The 13,550-nt window shown below is 59.6% G+C and carries 12 protein-coding genes and 5 tRNA genes; 5 read left to right on the top strand and 12 right to left on the bottom strand.

Annotated elements, in window-relative coordinates:
* Positions 1-38 precede the first annotated feature (38 nt).
* The 10 genes from ACA068_RS11185 to gltX all read right to left on the bottom strand — a co-directional run bounded on the left by ACA068_RS11185 (position 39) and on the right by gltX (position 6,089).
* The gene (locus ACA068_RS11185; RefSeq protein WP_131059532.1) at positions 39-482 is read right to left on the bottom strand and encodes an Hsp20 family protein; all 444 of its coding nucleotides are present in this window, start codon (positions 480-482) and stop codon (positions 39-41) included.
* A gap of 121 nt (positions 483-603) precedes the next feature.
* Positions 604-1,563, bottom strand: a complete 960-nt coding sequence (locus ACA068_RS11180; protein ID WP_219095870.1) for a tRNA dihydrouridine synthase — start codon at positions 1,561-1,563, stop codon at positions 604-606.
* A 172-nt stretch (positions 1,564-1,735) separates the two neighbouring features.
* Positions 1,736-2,173 carry an acyl-CoA thioesterase gene (locus ACA068_RS11175; RefSeq protein WP_017337624.1) on the bottom strand — a complete coding sequence of 146 codons (438 nt, stop codon included), beginning with the start codon at positions 2,171-2,173 and terminating at the stop codon, positions 1,736-1,738.
* A 47-nt stretch (positions 2,174-2,220) separates the two neighbouring features.
* Positions 2,221-3,054, bottom strand: a complete 834-nt coding sequence (locus tag ACA068_RS11170; RefSeq protein ID WP_497309782.1) for an alpha/beta fold hydrolase — start codon at positions 3,052-3,054, stop codon at positions 2,221-2,223.
* Between the two features lie 31 nt (positions 3,055-3,085).
* Positions 3,086-3,625, bottom strand: a complete 540-nt coding sequence (locus ACA068_RS11165) for a TetR/AcrR family transcriptional regulator (RefSeq protein WP_008151286.1) — start codon at positions 3,623-3,625, stop codon at positions 3,086-3,088.
* Positions 3,626-3,808: 183 nt separating this feature from the next.
* Positions 3,809-3,884 (bottom strand) — tRNA-Glu (locus ACA068_RS11160).
* An 80-nt stretch (positions 3,885-3,964) separates the two neighbouring features.
* Positions 3,965-4,040: transfer RNA gene (locus ACA068_RS11155), tRNA-Ala, on the bottom strand.
* 53 nt (positions 4,041-4,093) lie between these two features.
* Positions 4,094-4,169: transfer RNA gene (locus ACA068_RS11150), tRNA-Glu, on the bottom strand.
* A 79-nt stretch (positions 4,170-4,248) separates the two neighbouring features.
* Positions 4,249-4,324, bottom strand: a tRNA-Ala gene (locus ACA068_RS11145).
* A 283-nt stretch (positions 4,325-4,607) separates the two neighbouring features.
* The gene (gene gltX, locus ACA068_RS11140) at positions 4,608-6,089 is read right to left on the bottom strand and encodes a glutamate--tRNA ligase (RefSeq protein WP_497309780.1); all 1,482 of its coding nucleotides are present in this window, start codon (positions 6,087-6,089) and stop codon (positions 4,608-4,610) included.
* Positions 6,090-6,309: 220 nt separating this feature from the next.
* On the opposite strand from gltX, the gene ACA068_RS11135 reads away from it, so the two are divergent.
* Both ACA068_RS11135 and ACA068_RS11130 read left to right on the top strand, forming a co-directional pair.
* Positions 6,310-7,359, top strand: coding sequence for an HlyD family secretion protein (locus tag ACA068_RS11135; RefSeq protein ID WP_497309778.1), 1,050 nt, complete (start codon positions 6,310-6,312; stop codon positions 7,357-7,359).
* Entirely contained in the window at positions 7,349-8,899 is a 1,551-nt protein-coding gene (locus ACA068_RS11130) for an MDR family MFS transporter (RefSeq protein ID WP_497309776.1), read from the top strand. Before ACA068_RS11135 ends, ACA068_RS11130 begins: the two co-directional genes overlap by 11 nt.
* A 147-nt stretch (positions 8,900-9,046) precedes the next feature.
* On the opposite strand, the gene uvrB is transcribed toward ACA068_RS11130, so the two are convergent.
* Positions 9,047-11,062, bottom strand: coding sequence for an excinuclease ABC subunit UvrB (gene uvrB, locus ACA068_RS11125; protein ID WP_497309774.1), 2,016 nt, complete (start codon positions 11,060-11,062; stop codon positions 9,047-9,049).
* Positions 11,063-11,398: 336 nt separating this feature from the next.
* On the opposite strand from uvrB, the gene ACA068_RS11120 reads away from it, so the two are divergent.
* Positions 11,399-12,595, top strand: a complete 1,197-nt coding sequence (locus ACA068_RS11120; protein WP_497309772.1) for an amino acid aminotransferase — start codon at positions 11,399-11,401, stop codon at positions 12,593-12,595.
* A 224-nt stretch (positions 12,596-12,819) separates the two neighbouring features.
* On the top strand, positions 12,820-13,020 hold the full coding sequence (locus tag ACA068_RS11115; protein ID WP_010456060.1) for a hypothetical protein: 201 nt from the start codon (positions 12,820-12,822) through the stop codon (positions 13,018-13,020).
* Here ACA068_RS11115 and ACA068_RS11110 read toward each other — a convergent pair.
* Complete coding sequence (locus ACA068_RS11110; protein WP_010456061.1) at positions 13,017-13,247, bottom strand: hypothetical protein; 231 nt, start codon at positions 13,245-13,247, stop codon at positions 13,017-13,019. The two genes, ACA068_RS11115 and ACA068_RS11110, sit on opposite strands and share 4 nt — an antisense overlap.
* Positions 13,248-13,474: 227 nt before the next feature.
* Here ACA068_RS11110 and ACA068_RS11105 point away from each other — a divergent pair.
* A tRNA-Asn gene (locus ACA068_RS11105) sits at positions 13,475-13,550 on the top strand.

Here is a 13,550-nt window from a genome sequence, read left to right as displayed (position 1 = left end):
AGGGCACCGAATGGCGCCCTTCTCATGGCCCTGACTCGTTACTGCAGAGCGGGTTTTTGCGTCCCGTTGATCGGGATGCGTTTGGCTTTTGCCTCTTCCGGCACGATGCGTAGCAGGTCGATACTCAACAGACCGTTACGCAAGTCAGCGGCCTTGATCTCGATGTGATCGGCCAGGCGGAACGAAAGCTTGAACGCACGCTGGGCGATGCCTTGATGCAGGAAGGTCACACCTTCGGTGGCGTCGCGTTTGCCGCCACTGATGGTCAGCACACCCTTCTCGACTTGCAGGTCCAGGTCTTCTTCCTGGAAACCGGCTGCCGCCACGACGATGCGGTATTGGTCATCACCGTGCTTTTCAACGTTGTAGGGTGGGTAGGTGCTGCCAGGCTCGTTGCGCAGGGCAGTTTCGAACAGGTCGTTGAAACGGTCGAAGCCAACCGAGGAACGGAACAGTGGGGCCAGGGAAAATGCAGTAGTCATGGTTCAAATCTCCTGAAAACAATCAGCAAGGTTTTTTGTCTCCGCGACCCGAATTCGGCATCGCGTAATCCCTAGATAGGGATCGCCGATTGCATTTCAAGAGATTATTTTCAGATTTTTTTCAGGCCGCTTCCGACACCTGCAATCCCAGCAAACGGGAAACCTGATCCAGTTCGGTCTCTCGACGCAACACGGTAAATAGCTCCACCGCCTCAGGATAATTGCGGGTCAGCATCGCCAGCCATTGCTTCAAACGACCCGGCGATTGGCGTGCTGTCATCTGCGCCTTGGCTTGCAGCCAGAAGTCCTGAATCAATGGCAGCAACTCGGCCCACGTCATCTCGACCACTGCTTCACCGGCCCGCGCAGCTGCGATTTGCCGAGCCAGGTCCGGACGCGACACCAGGCCGCGACCGAGCATGATGTCTTCCACGCCGCTGATCTCGCGGCAACGGCGCCAGTCTTCAACGCTCCAGATGTCGCCATTGGCGAACACCGGAACCTTGACCACTTCCTGCACGCGGGGGATCCATTCCCAATGAGCAGGTGGCTTGTAACCGTCGGTTTTGGTCCGCGCGTGCACCACGATGTGCGCCGCGCCGCCCTCGGCCAGCGCTGTTGCGCAGACCAGCGAACCGTCCGGACTGTCGAAGCCCAGGCGCATTTTCGCGGTGACCGGAATGTGCGCCGGCACCGCGCGGCGGACGTGCTCAACGATTTCGTTGAGCAGCTCGGGTTCTTTAAGCAGGACGGCGCCGCCACGGGACTTGTTGACCGTCTTGGCCGGGCAGCCGAAGTTCAGGTCGATGACTTCGGAACCTAGCTCGCAGGCCAGCGCGGCGTTTTCTGCCAGGCACACCGGATCGGAGCCGAGCAACTGCACCCGCAGCGGTACGCCGGATGCAGTGCGGGCGCCGGTCAGCAATTCCGGGCCGAACTTGTGGTAATAGGCAGGCGTGAGCAGTTGATCGTTGATCCGAATGAACTCGGTCACGCACCAATCGATACCGCCCACACGAGTCAGCACGTCCCGCAGGATGTTGTCGACCAACCCCTCCATGGGCGCCAAAGCAATTTGCATGAAAAACACACTCGACGAAAAACGTGCGGCAGTTTACTGGATTCTCTGTCGAAAGACTTGCATCTGCCTCTGTGGCGAGGGAGCTTGCTCCCGTTAGAGTGCGTAGCACTCTACATTGCAAGGGACCGCTTCGCACTCCAGCGGGAGCAAGCTCCCTCGCCACAGGATCGCGTCAACTTGGAACTTGCAACGCCGGGCCGTAGCCTTCAATGAACTCGGCCGGCATGCGCTTGGGCTTGCCCGTGGACAGTTCGATGCAGACGAAGGTGGTTTGCGCACGCAGCAACGTGGTGTTGTCGCTGGGGCGCTTCAACTGGAAGTGGCGGGTCATTTTCAGGCGCTGATCCCAATCGACAATCCAGGTCGCCAATTGCAATTCATCGCCCTCATAGGCGGCGGCCAGGTAATCGATCTCGTGCCGCACCACCGCCATCGCCCGATCCAGCCGACGATATTCGACCAGGTCCAGGCCAAGCCGTTGCGAGTGGCGCCAGGCACAGCGTTCGAGCCAGGTCACGTACACCGCGTTGTTTGCGTGCCCCAGCCCGTCGATGTCCTCGGCGCCGACTTCCAGATCAATGATAAATGGCGTTGCCCGATCCCAGCCCATGCTCACTCCCGGTCAGATGATGTCGACCGGGGCAGTGTAACGGATGCTCAGGCCGATTGGCGCGATTGCAGGCTGCGACCGGCCAGCAGTGATAACACGCCATCAATCACCCGAGGATCGGCCAGCACCCGCTGATGACCGCCCCTCTCCAGGCGCAACAAACGGCTGTCGAACCAGGCTTCGTTGATCAGCTGCGATTCCTTGACCGGGACATAGCAGTCATCTTCGGCGTGGACGATCAGCCCCGGCATGTCGAGCTGATAGTGCGCGACATCCAGCGTTGCAGCGCGCATGCCGACGTCTTTCTCGACCTGGCGAATAAACGCGGAACGCGCTTTGGGCGGCAGCCGCACGTAGCGGGCAAAACCGCGCAACACCCCGAGAATCCGCGCCGGTGCAGCGATGGTAACCAGGGTTTCGGTGCGCAAGCCCAACTGAACGGCGAGCATCGCACTGGCACCGCCCATGGAGTGGCCAATGACGGCTTGCAGCGGCGGCAACTCGGCGGCCGCTTCGAGCATGGCCCGGGCAAACAGCACGACATTCGCTTCGCTGCCCGGTGAGCGACCATGAGCAGGACCGTCCAGCGCTACGACGGTGTAGCCGGCATCGACCAGCGCCGTGATGAGACTCGCAAACTGCGTCGGCCGCCCTTCCCAACCGTGCATCAGCAGCACGGCCGGACCTTGCCCCCAGCGCAGCGCCGAGAGGCCGAAGCGCAAGGTGATCCGTTCGGATTTCGCCAGCAGCGGCAATTCCCAGTCACGCGGTGGTAGCTCTCGCGGCGTCATGAACGCCAATCGCATTTTGCTCGCGACCAGTTTCGGTGCGAACCAGCCCAAGGTGCCATTAACGCCACGAACCCACTTCAACGTGCTCATCGCTCTCACTCCTCAGGCCAATGCCTTCAGGTCATAGCACCGCCGACTTGGCAGCGCGCAGCAATCGATCGGACAACTCTCCTGGCCCCAGCGCCCGCGCCAGAGCCAGACCACCGACCATCAAGGCCATGTCGGCCAAGGCTTTGTCGGTGTCTTCCGGGCTGGCCGCCAACTGCGCGACCATCATTTCCACATGCTCATTCAACGCCACGCGAAACGCGTCCGGCAGGCGCCCCAACTCACCGACAGACGCCGGGATCGGGCACGCTGAATCCGAGGAATCACGGTGTTTGCGTGACAGGTAAAACGCAGCCACCAACGCACGACGCTCTTCGCCGGTCAATTCGGCGTCCATGTCGGCGATCAAGCCACGGCGGTGACCGAGCAGTTGCTTGAACGCTTCCAGCATCATGGCGTCCTTGCTTTCGAAGTGCGCATAGAAGCCGCCAACCGTCAGGCCGGCTGCGCCCATCACTTCGCCCACGCTCGGTTCGGCCGGGCCGCGCTGAATCAGCGCTGCGCTGGCGGCCTTGAGAATGCGTTCACGGGTTTGAGCTTTTTTATCGTTCATCGTTGCCTCCGAATATTACGACTAGAATATTATTCTCATAATAATTTTACGCAAGTCGTGGACGTGACCGCTGGTCTGAAGAACAGTTTGAAAGAATTAGGGGATTTGGCCAAACGCCAGACAAACAAAAGGGCCATTCAATAATTGAATGACCCCTATAAAATCCCGCAGAGCGGGTAATCGTGGCGTCCCCTAGGGGACTCGAACCCCTGTTACCGCCGTGAAAGGGCGGTGTCCTAGGCCACTAGACGAAGGGGACGCAAAACCTTCTATACAACTGATCAGTGCTGAGAGCTGATCGATTCAAGGCCGGTGTGGCCAGACCTTGAACTGTAAAATTGGTGGAGCTAAGCGGGATCGAACCGCTGACCTCCTGCATGCCATGCAGGCGCTCTCCCAGCTGAGCTATAGCCCCGGATTTTTCGCCTCGCGGCGGAGCGACATCTTGCAACATCGCTTCTGTAAAACTGGCGTCCCCTAGGGGACTCGAACCCCTGTTACCGCCGTGAAAGGGCGGTGTCCTAGGCCACTAGACGAAGGGGACGCAAACCCTTCTATACAACAGATCAACGCTGAGTGTTGATCGCTTCAAGGCCGGTGTGGCCAGACCTTGAAGTGTAAATTGGTGGAGCTAGACGGGATCGAACCGTCGACCTCTTGCATGCCATGCAAGCGCTCTCCCAGCTGAGCTATAGCCCCTCATCGCTGAGGACGGGGCGAATCTTAATGGCGCTTCGGAAAGCTGTCAAACTTATTTTTAAAATATTTCAAAGTTTTTTGCCGACATAACAATCACTTACCGCCAAACCCCGTAAATCCGAGGCCGTATCCGTTCCTGTAGCAGCTGCCGCAGGCTGCGTTCGAGTGCGCAGCACTCGCGATTCAGCCACCCCGCCCTTTCAGACAGATTGTGTTGCTGCCATAAGGGGCTGCTGCGCAGCCCAACGCAGCCTTCGGCAGCTGCTACAGAGAACAGTGGGAATCAGGCGATATTGCCCAGGAGTTTTTCCCACTCCTTGTTTTCCTTCTTCGACACACCGCCCAGCAGGTCAATGGCCTGACGCAGACGGAAACGCGTCAGGTCCGGACCGAGGATCTCCATCGCATCCAGCACAGACACCGAGCTGGCCTGGCCAGTGATCGCAGCAAACATCAGCGGCATGGCGTCACGCAGCTTCAACTCAAGGGATTCGACCACGGCTTGAATCGTCGCAGTGATGCTGTCTTTCTCCCACTGACGCAGGCTTTCCAGCTTCCACAGAATCAGTTGCATCAGCTGACGCACCTGATCGCCCGAGAGTTTCTTCGACTCGAACAGCTTTGCGTCCGGGTTCACGCCACCGGCGAAGAAGAAACCGGCCAGCGGTGCAACCTGGCTGAAAGTTTCGACGCGGCCCTGCACATGCGGGGCGATCTTCATCATGTATTCAGGATTGAGGGCCCAGGTTTGCAGGCGCGAAGCGAACTCTTCCACCGGCAAATCACGCAGCCATTGGCCATTGAGCCAAGACAGTTTTTCGATGTCGAAAATCGGCCCGCCGAGGGACACGCGGCTCAGGTCAAAGTGATCGACCATTTCCTGCAGCGAGAACTTCTCGCGCTCGTCCGGCATCGACCAGCCCATGCGGCCGAGGTAGTTGAGCATCGCTTCCGGCATGAAACCCATGCGCTCGTAGAACGTCACCGAGGTCGGGTTCTTGCGCTTGGACAGCTTGCTCTTGTCCGGGTTACGCAGCAGCGGCATGTAGCACAGCTCCGGTTGTTCCCAGCCGAAGTATTCATAAAGCAGGATCAGTTTCGGCGCCGATGGCAGCCACTCTTCACCGCGCAGAACGTGGGTGATGCCCATCAAGTGGTCGTCGACCACGTTGGCCAGGAAGTACGTCGGCAGGCCGTCGGTCTTCATCAACACTTGCATATCCATGCGATCCCACGGGATCTCCACGTCGCCACGCAGCATGTCCGGCACTACGCAAACGCCTTCACTCGGCACTTTCATGCGGATCACGTGCGGTTCGCCGGCGGCCAGGCGGCGCGCGACTTCATCCGCAGACAGCAACAGCGCACGACCGTCATAACGCGGGGTTTCGCCACGAGCCATTTGCTCGGCGCGCATCTGGTCCAGCTCTTCGGCGGTGCAGAAGCACGGGAAGGCGTGGCCCATCTCGACCAACTGCTGGCAGTACTTCTGGTAGATGTCGCCGCGTTCGCTTTGACGATACGGGCCGTGCGGGCCGCCAACGTCCGGACCTTCGCTCCAGTTGATACCCAACCAGCGCAAGGCGTCGAAAATCTGCTGTTCGGATTCCCGGGTCGAACGCAACTGGTCGGTGTCTTCGATCCGCAGGATGAACTCACCGCCATGCTGCTTGGCAAAGCAGTAGTTGAACAAAGCGATGTAAGCGGTACCTACGTGGGGGTCCCCGGTAGGCGATGGCGCGATGCGCGTGCGGACGGTGGTCATGGCAAGTCTCGAAATGAAGATAAAACAAAGGGCGAATGGTAACAGGCGACACCCGCCCGGCTCCAGTCAGCAGGGCATTTAAGCCAAGGTTGCGCCTACAACGGGCCTGAGCCGCGATGAATCACGGATTATCAGCCGATGGCATTTACCCACCATGGACTGTATGCCAGATTCATCTGCTGATAACTTTCCTTACAATTTCTCGACTACAGTCTGCCCCATGCCTGCCCAACTCAAGCGACGCCTGTTTATTTTCCTGCTGATCGTCCTGCTGATTGCCGGGGGGGTCTTTGCCCAATGGTTCTTCAAGGGGCGGTTTTATGAAAGCACCGACAACGCCTATGTCCAGGGCGAGATCACCCGTGTCTCAAGCCAATTGGGCGCGCGCATCGATCAGGTGCTGGTGCAGGACAATCAGCACGTCGAGAAAGGTCAGTTGTTGATCAAGCTCGAAGGCGATGACTTCCACCTCGCCGTCGACCGCGCCAATGCCACCCTCGCTACCCGACAAGCCGAACGTTTGCAGGCACAAAGCAAGCTGACCCAGCAAGCCAGCCTGATCGCCGCCAGCGAGGCGCAAGTCGCCTCCAGCCAGGCGAGCCTTGGGCGTTCGCAGATCGACTTGTCCCGCGCGCAAACACTGCGCAAACCCGGTTACGTCTCGGAAGAGCGGGTGACCACCCTCTCCGCCGACAACCACATAGCCCGCTCGCAAGTGACCAAGGCCCAGGCCGACGCACAAAGTCAGCGCCAACAAGTCAACTCCCTGAGCGCCGAAATCAAGCGTCTCGATGCCATGATCGCCAACGCCAAAACCGACCTCGCCCAGGCCGAACTGAACCTGACACGCAGCGAAATCCACGCCCCCATCAGCGGCCTGATCGGCCAGCGCGCCGCTCGCCAAGGCCAATACGTGCAGGCCGGCGCTTATCTACTGTCGATCGTCCCGGACCAGGACATCTGGATTCAGGCCAACTTCAAGGAAACCCAGATCGGCCACATGCAGCCCGGCCAGAAAGCCACGCTGACCTTCGACGCCTACAGCGACACACCGATCAATGCACGGGTCGACAGCCTGTTCGCCGCCTCGGGCGCGCAGTTCAGCCTGCTGCCGCCGGACAATGCCACGGGCAACTTCACCAAAGTCGTACAACGGATTCCAGTCAAACTGACCTTCGCCGCGGACAACCCGCTGCACGGCAAGATTCGCCCAGGGATGTCGGTCACCGCCAAAGTGAACATCAAAGACGCCCCTGACGATGGCCGGTGACCAACTGATCCGCCCGATTGGCGAACCGACCCGACGCGACTGGATTGCGGTGATGAGCGTGATGCTCGGCGCCTTTATGGCCGTGCTGGATATCCAGATCACCAACTCGTCGCTCAAGGACATTCAGGGCGCATTGTCGGCGACCCTGGAAGAAGGCTCGTGGATTTCCACCTCCTACCTGGTGGCGGAAATCATCATGATCCCGCTGACCGCGTGGCTGGTGCAGCTGCTGTCGGCGCGACGCCTGGCAGTCTGGGTTTCATTGGGATTTCTCGCCGCCTCCCTGCTCTGCTCCATGGCCTGGAGCCTGGAGAGCATGATCATTTTCCGCGCGTTACAGGGCTTCACCGGCGGCGCACTGATTCCGCTGGCATTTACCCTCACCCTGATCAAACTCCCGGAACACCACCGCGCCAAAGGCATGGCGATGTTCGCCATGACCGCGACGTTCGCGCCCTCGATCGGCCCGACGCTGGGCGGCTGGCTGACGGAAAACTGGGGCTGGGAGTACATTTTCTACATCAACATACCGCCAGGCCTGATCATGATCGCCGGCCTGATGTATGGCCTGGAGAAGAAAGAAGCGCACTGGGAATTGCTGAAAAGTACTGACTACATGGGCATCCTCACGCTCGGCGTCGGCCTCGGTTGCTTGCAGGTATTCCTGGAGGAAGGCCATCGCAAGGACTGGCTCGAGTCGAACCTGATCGTGACCCTGGGCAGCATCGCGCTGGTCAGTTTGATCACCTTTGTGATCGTGCAGTTTTCCAAGCCCAATCCGCTGATCAACCTCAGCATCCTGGGTAATCGCAACTTCGGTTTATCGAGTATTTCCAGCCTCGGGATGGGCGTCGGCTTGTACGGCTCGATCTTCCTGCTGCCGCTGTACCTGGCGCAGATCCAGAACTACAACGCCCTGCAAATCGGCGAAGTGATCATGTGGATGGGCGTGCCGCAGCTGTTCCTGATTCCGCTGGTGCCAAAGCTGATGAAATACGTGTCGCCGAAATGGCTGTGCACGCTGGGCTTCGGGCTGTTCGGGTTGGCGAGTTTTTCTTCGGGAGTGCTGAACCCGGACTTTGCCGGGCCGCAGTTCAATCAGATCCAGATCATCCGGGCGCTGGGCCAGCCGCTGATCATGGTGACCATCTCGCTGATCGCCACCGCTTACATCCTGCCGCAGGACGCGGGGTCGGCGTCGAGTCTGTTCAACATCCTGCGCAACCTCGGCGGCGCGATCGGCATCGCCCTCCTCGCCACGTTGCTGGATGCACGGACAAAGACCTATTTTGACTACTTGCGCGAATCCATCGTGCCGAGCAATCCGCAGGTGGCGGAGCGAATGGCGTCGATGACGGACCGGTTTGGCAGTGAGACGGCGGCGCTGGGCAAGCTGAGCGAGATTGCGCATCAGCAGGCCTCGATCATGGCGTACAACGATGCGTTTCATTTTGTCGGGATTGCGCTGGGAATCAGCATGATTGCGGTGTTGTTGACCAAGGCGTTGCCGGCTGGGCTCAAGGCTGGCGAGGCGCACTAGCCCCGATTGCGGTGGTGATCTTTCGGTCGCCTTCGCGGGCAAGCCTTGCTCCTACAAGGTTTGTGGCGCGCCCGCGAAATGTGAACGACGCAAAACCTGTAGGAGCGAGGCTTACCCGCGAAGAAGCCCGCACACTCACTGCAAATCTCAGACAGTAATCAACCGATCCCGCAACTTGCCAATCTCATCGCGCATCTGCGCCGCTGCTTCAAACTCCAGATCCCGCGCCAGCGCGTACATCTTCTCTTCCAGGGCTTTAATGCGCTTGGCGATCTCGCCCGGCGAGCGCAATTCGGCTTCGTACTTGGCGCTTTCCTCGGCGGCCTTGGCCATGCCTTTGCGCTTCTTGCTGCGCGAACCCGGCACGGTGGCGCCTTCCATGATGTCGGCCACGTCCTTGAACACGCCTTTGGGCGTGATGCCGTTGGCCAGGTTGAAGGCGATCTGCTTGTCGCGACGCCGCTCGGTTTCACCAATCGCCCGCTCCATGGAACCGGTGATGCGATCCGCATAGAGAATCGCTCGACCATTGAGGTTGCGCGCCGCCCGGCCAATGGTCTGGATCAACGAGCGCTCGGAGCGCAGGAAGCCTTCCTTGTCCGCATCGAGGATCGCCACCAGCGACACCTCCGGCATGTCAAGGCCTTCACGCAGCAGGTTGATCCCCACCAGCACATCGAACGTGCCCAGACGCAGGTCGCGAATGATTTCGACCCGCTCCACCGTGTCGATGTCCGAGTGCAAGTAACGCACCCGCACGCCGTGGTCGGCCAGGTAATCGGTCAAGTCTTCGGACATGCGTTTGGTCAGGGTCGTGACCAGCACCCGCTCCTCCAACGCCACGCGCTTGCCGATCTCCGAGAGCAAATCGTCGACCTGGGTCAGCGCCGGGCGGATTTCGATTTGCGGGTCCACCAGGCCGGTTGGGCGCACCAGTTGCTCGACCACGCGACCGGCGTGTTCCGCCTCATAGTTGCCCGGTGTGGCTGAGACAAAAATGGTCTGCGGGCTGATGTTTTCGAACTCGTCGAAACGCATCGGCCGGTTATCCAGCGCTGACGGCAGGCGGAAGCCGTATTCCACCAGTGTCTCTTTACGGGAACGGTCGCCCTTATACATCGCGCCAACCTGCGGCACGCTGACGTGGGATTCGTCGATCACCAGCAAGGCGTCGGCCGGCAGGTAGTCGAACAACGTCGGCGGCGCCTGGCCGGAATCACGACCCGACAGGTAGCGCGAGTAGTTTTCGATACCGTTGCAATAACCCAGCTCGAGGATCATTTCCAGGTCGAAACGGGTGCGCTGCTCCAGGCGCTGGGCCTCAACAAGTTTATTGTTGGAACGCAGGTAATCCAGGCGCTCCTGCAATTCGACCTTGATTCCTTCGACGGCGCCCAGCAGGGTTTCCCGTGGCGTCACATAGTGGCTTTTCGGGTAGAAGGTGAAACGCGGCAACTTGCGGATCACTTCGCCGGTCAGCGGATCGAAGGCCGACAGGCTCTCGACTTCGTCATCGAACAGTTCGATGCGGATCGCTTCGAAGTCGGATTCCGCCGGGTGGATATCGATCACATCGCCGCGCACCCGGAAGGTCGCCCGGGCAAAATCCATGTCGTTGCGGGTGTATTGCAGGTCCGCTAGGCGACGCAACAACGCGCGCTGATCGAGCTTGTCGCCGCGATCCACGTGCAGCACCATCTTCAAATAGGTTTCCGGACTGCCCAAACCGTAGATGCACGACACCGTGGTGACGATGATCGCGTCCTTGCGTTCCAGCAGCGCCTTGGTCGCGGACAGCCGCATCTGCTCGATGTGGTCGTTGATCGAGGCGTCTTTCTCGATGAAGGTGTCCGACGACGGCACATAGGCTTCGGGCTGGTAGTAGTCGTAGTAGGAAACGAAGTATTCGACGGCGTTGTTCGGGAAAAACGCCTTGAACTCACCGTACAACTGCGCGGCCAGGGTCTTGTTCGGCGCCAGCACCAGAGTCGGGCGCTGCACCTGGGCAATCACGTTGGCGATGCTGAAGGTCTTGCCCGAGCCGGTCACACCGAGCAACGTCTGGTGCGCCAGCCCGGCTTCGATGCCCTCGACCATCAGGCGGATGGCTTCCGGCTGATCGCCGGCGGGCTCGAAGCGGGTGACTAGCTGGAATTCAGACATGTATACCTCTGATATCGCGCCAGCGCGGTCAAACCGGCAGCAACGAGAAAGGCCGCAAACGACTGACGTCGCCCGAGGAAAAAACTGGATTGTGCTCAATGTGGAGCCGATTGCCTGCGCTTTCAAGGCAAACGTCCTACATCCCTTGAAGTCTTTGATGCCGACATTCGACTAACGGTCGAAAAATAATCGAAAAAACTTCACCTAAAAGCCGAATCGTCTGTCGCCATCAATCGCAGATGGCCTCTATACTAGCTCCCCGTTTGTGCACCGCTCTAGTGCATTCGGCTGGAGCGCGACACGTCCCTCCACACTCCATTCAGAGCCGCCGCAAAAATGAGCCTGTTCTCCGCTGTCGAAATGGCACCACGCGATCCAATCCTGGGCCTCAACGAAGCATTCAACGCCGATCCACGTACCACCAAGGTCAACCTGGGGGTCGGTGTTTATTGCAACGAGGAGGGGCGAATTCCACTCCTGCGCGCCGTTGTCGAAGCCGAGACGATTCGCGTCGCTCAACACGCGTCCCGTGGCTACTTGCCGATCGACGGCATTGCTGCCTACGACCAGGCCGTACAGAAACTGCTGTTTGGCAATGACTCGCCACTGATCGCCGCTGGCCGCGTCATCACCACCCAAGCCGTTGGCGGCACGGGCGCCCTGAAAATCGGTGCCGACTTCCTCAAGCAACTGCTGCCGAACGCCGTCGTGGCAATCAGCGACCCGAGCTGGGAAAACCACCGCGCCCTGTTCGAAACCGCCGGTTTCCCGGTGCAGAACTACCGCTATTACGACGCCGCGACCCACGACGTCAATCGTGCCGGCCTGCTCGAAGACCTGAACGCCCTGCCGTCTGGCTCCATCGTTGTGCTGCACGCCTGCTGCCACAACCCGACCGGCGTGGACCTGAGCCCGGCGGACTGGAACAACGTCCTGGACGTGGTGAAAGCCAAAGGTCACGTGCCGTTCCTCGACATGGCCTACCAGGGTTTTGGCGATGGCATCGACGAAGACGCCGCTGCCGTGCGCCTGTTCGCTGAATCGGGCCTAACGTTCTTCGTTTCCAGCTCGTTCTCAAAATCCTTCTCGCTGTACGGCGAGCGCGTTGGCGCCCTGTCGATTGTCAGCGAATCGAAAGAAGAAAGCGCGCGCGTGCTGTCGCAAGTCAAACGCGTGATCCGCACCAACTACTCCAACCCGCCCACCCACGGTGCAAGCATCGTCGCCGCCGTGCTGAACAGCCCGGAACTGCGTGCTCAGTGGGAAGAAGAACTGGCGGAAATGCGCCTGCGGATTCGCGGCATGCGCATTCAGATGGTGGACTTGCTGGCGAAAAACGCACCACAGCGTGATTTCAGCTTCGTCGGTCGTCAGCGCGGCATGTTCTCCTACTCCGGCCTGACGGTTGAGCAAGTCACTCGTCTACGCAGCGAGTTCGGCATCTACGCCCTGGATACTGGCCGCATCTGCGTGGCGGCGTTGAACCAAAGCAACATTGATGCAGTGACCAAGGCCATCGTTGCGGTGATCTGAGTCTCGCGCGGTATGAAAAACGGGAAGCCTTGGGGCTTCCCGTTTTTTTATTTGTCGCTGATAAGTGTCAAAGCGCTATCGGCGCCCTCTAAACTCCACACAACGATGCACCTGTAGAAGCGAGGCTTGCCCGCGAAGCTTTTAGCGTCAGTGATGACGCCTTCGCGGGCAAGCCTCGCTCCTACAGATTATGTGTACACCCGAGAATTCTGAAGAGAGCCCACATGAAAAACGATGACCTACGCGCCGACCGTGACGAGCTGGACCATTTCGTCCCTCGCACACCGGCCAAACGCGGTAACAACCTGGTGCTGCAAGTGGCCGCTGGCGTATTTCTCGGCGGCCTGGCCTTGTGGCTGGTGCAACTGGCCGCCACGATGCTGTACGCCAAGCTGATGCTCGCCACGGTCACCTTCGGCGGTTAAGCCAGTTCGGTCGCACGCTGACTGGCGGCATCGTCATAGGCGACGTAGAGCGATTCAGCGACCTGACTCTTGATCGCTTTGGCGCTTTCCAGACCAAGAACAAAGCCTTCAGCCTTGCCGCCCGCGCGGTTCAAGTCATCAGCGGTGCTGGCCTGAGTGATTGCGTCAAACAGCTTCTCGGCGTGCGGGCCGACACCTTTGGGCAAGCTGATCTGAGCGATGCTCATGCGAACACCCCGTTGTTTGGAGAGGTGAGGACTGGGTGATTCATGGCACGTACCTTTTCGGCGAATGGCCGGCAGCGCGTGTAACCACTTCCGGGCGGCCATGGTAGACCTCTGAGGCGATTCTGGTAACCGCCCGGGGTCGATAAACCACCGTCCGTCCCCATGAATTCATCAAGTTGCCAAGGGATGCTTGACTTCTCTTTTTGAATCAGTAACATACACGCCATTCCGCGATAGCTCAGTTGGTAGAGCAAGTGACTGTTAATCACTGGGTCCCTGGTTCGAGTCCAGGTCGTGGAGCCA

This window comes from Pseudomonas sp. LBUM1660 (assembly GCF_059695935.1).
The sequence above is the reverse complement of the archived record's forward strand: the minus strand, read 5'-3'. Positions and strand labels throughout refer to the sequence as shown.

Coding starts and splice junctions, on each gene's coding strand:
- ACA068_RS11175 (WP_017337624.1), bottom strand. CDS start 2,173: ATGGGCTGGGATCGGGCAACGCCATTTATCATTGATCTGGAAGTCGGC.
- uvrB (WP_497309774.1), bottom strand. CDS start 11,062: ATGTCTGAATTCCAGCTAGTCACCCGCTTCGAGCCCGCCGGCGATCAG.
- ACA068_RS11180 (WP_219095870.1), bottom strand. CDS start 1,563: ATGCAAATTGCTTTGGCGCCCATGGAGGGGTTGGTCGACAACATCCTG.
- ACA068_RS11185 (WP_131059532.1), bottom strand. CDS start 482: ATGACTACTGCATTTTCCCTGGCCCCACTGTTCCGTTCCTCGGTTGGC.
- ACA068_RS11165 (WP_008151286.1), bottom strand. CDS start 3,625: ATGAACGATAAAAAAGCTCAAACCCGTGAACGCATTCTCAAGGCCGCC.
- ACA068_RS11170 (WP_497309782.1), bottom strand. CDS start 3,054: ATGAGCACGTTGAAGTGGGTTCGTGGCGTTAATGGCACCTTGGGCTGG.
- ACA068_RS11120 (WP_497309772.1), top strand. CDS start 11,399: ATGAGCCTGTTCTCCGCTGTCGAAATGGCACCACGCGATCCAATCCTG.
- ACA068_RS11110 (WP_010456061.1), bottom strand. CDS start 13,247: ATGAGCATCGCTCAGATCAGCTTGCCCAAAGGTGTCGGCCCGCACGCC.
- ACA068_RS11130 (WP_497309776.1), top strand. CDS start 7,349: ATGGCCGGTGACCAACTGATCCGCCCGATTGGCGAACCGACCCGACGC.
- ACA068_RS11135 (WP_497309778.1), top strand. CDS start 6,310: ATGCCTGCCCAACTCAAGCGACGCCTGTTTATTTTCCTGCTGATCGTC.
- gltX (WP_497309780.1), bottom strand. CDS start 6,089: ATGACCACCGTCCGCACGCGCATCGCGCCATCGCCTACCGGGGACCCC.
- ACA068_RS11115 (WP_010456060.1), top strand. CDS start 12,820: ATGAAAAACGATGACCTACGCGCCGACCGTGACGAGCTGGACCATTTC.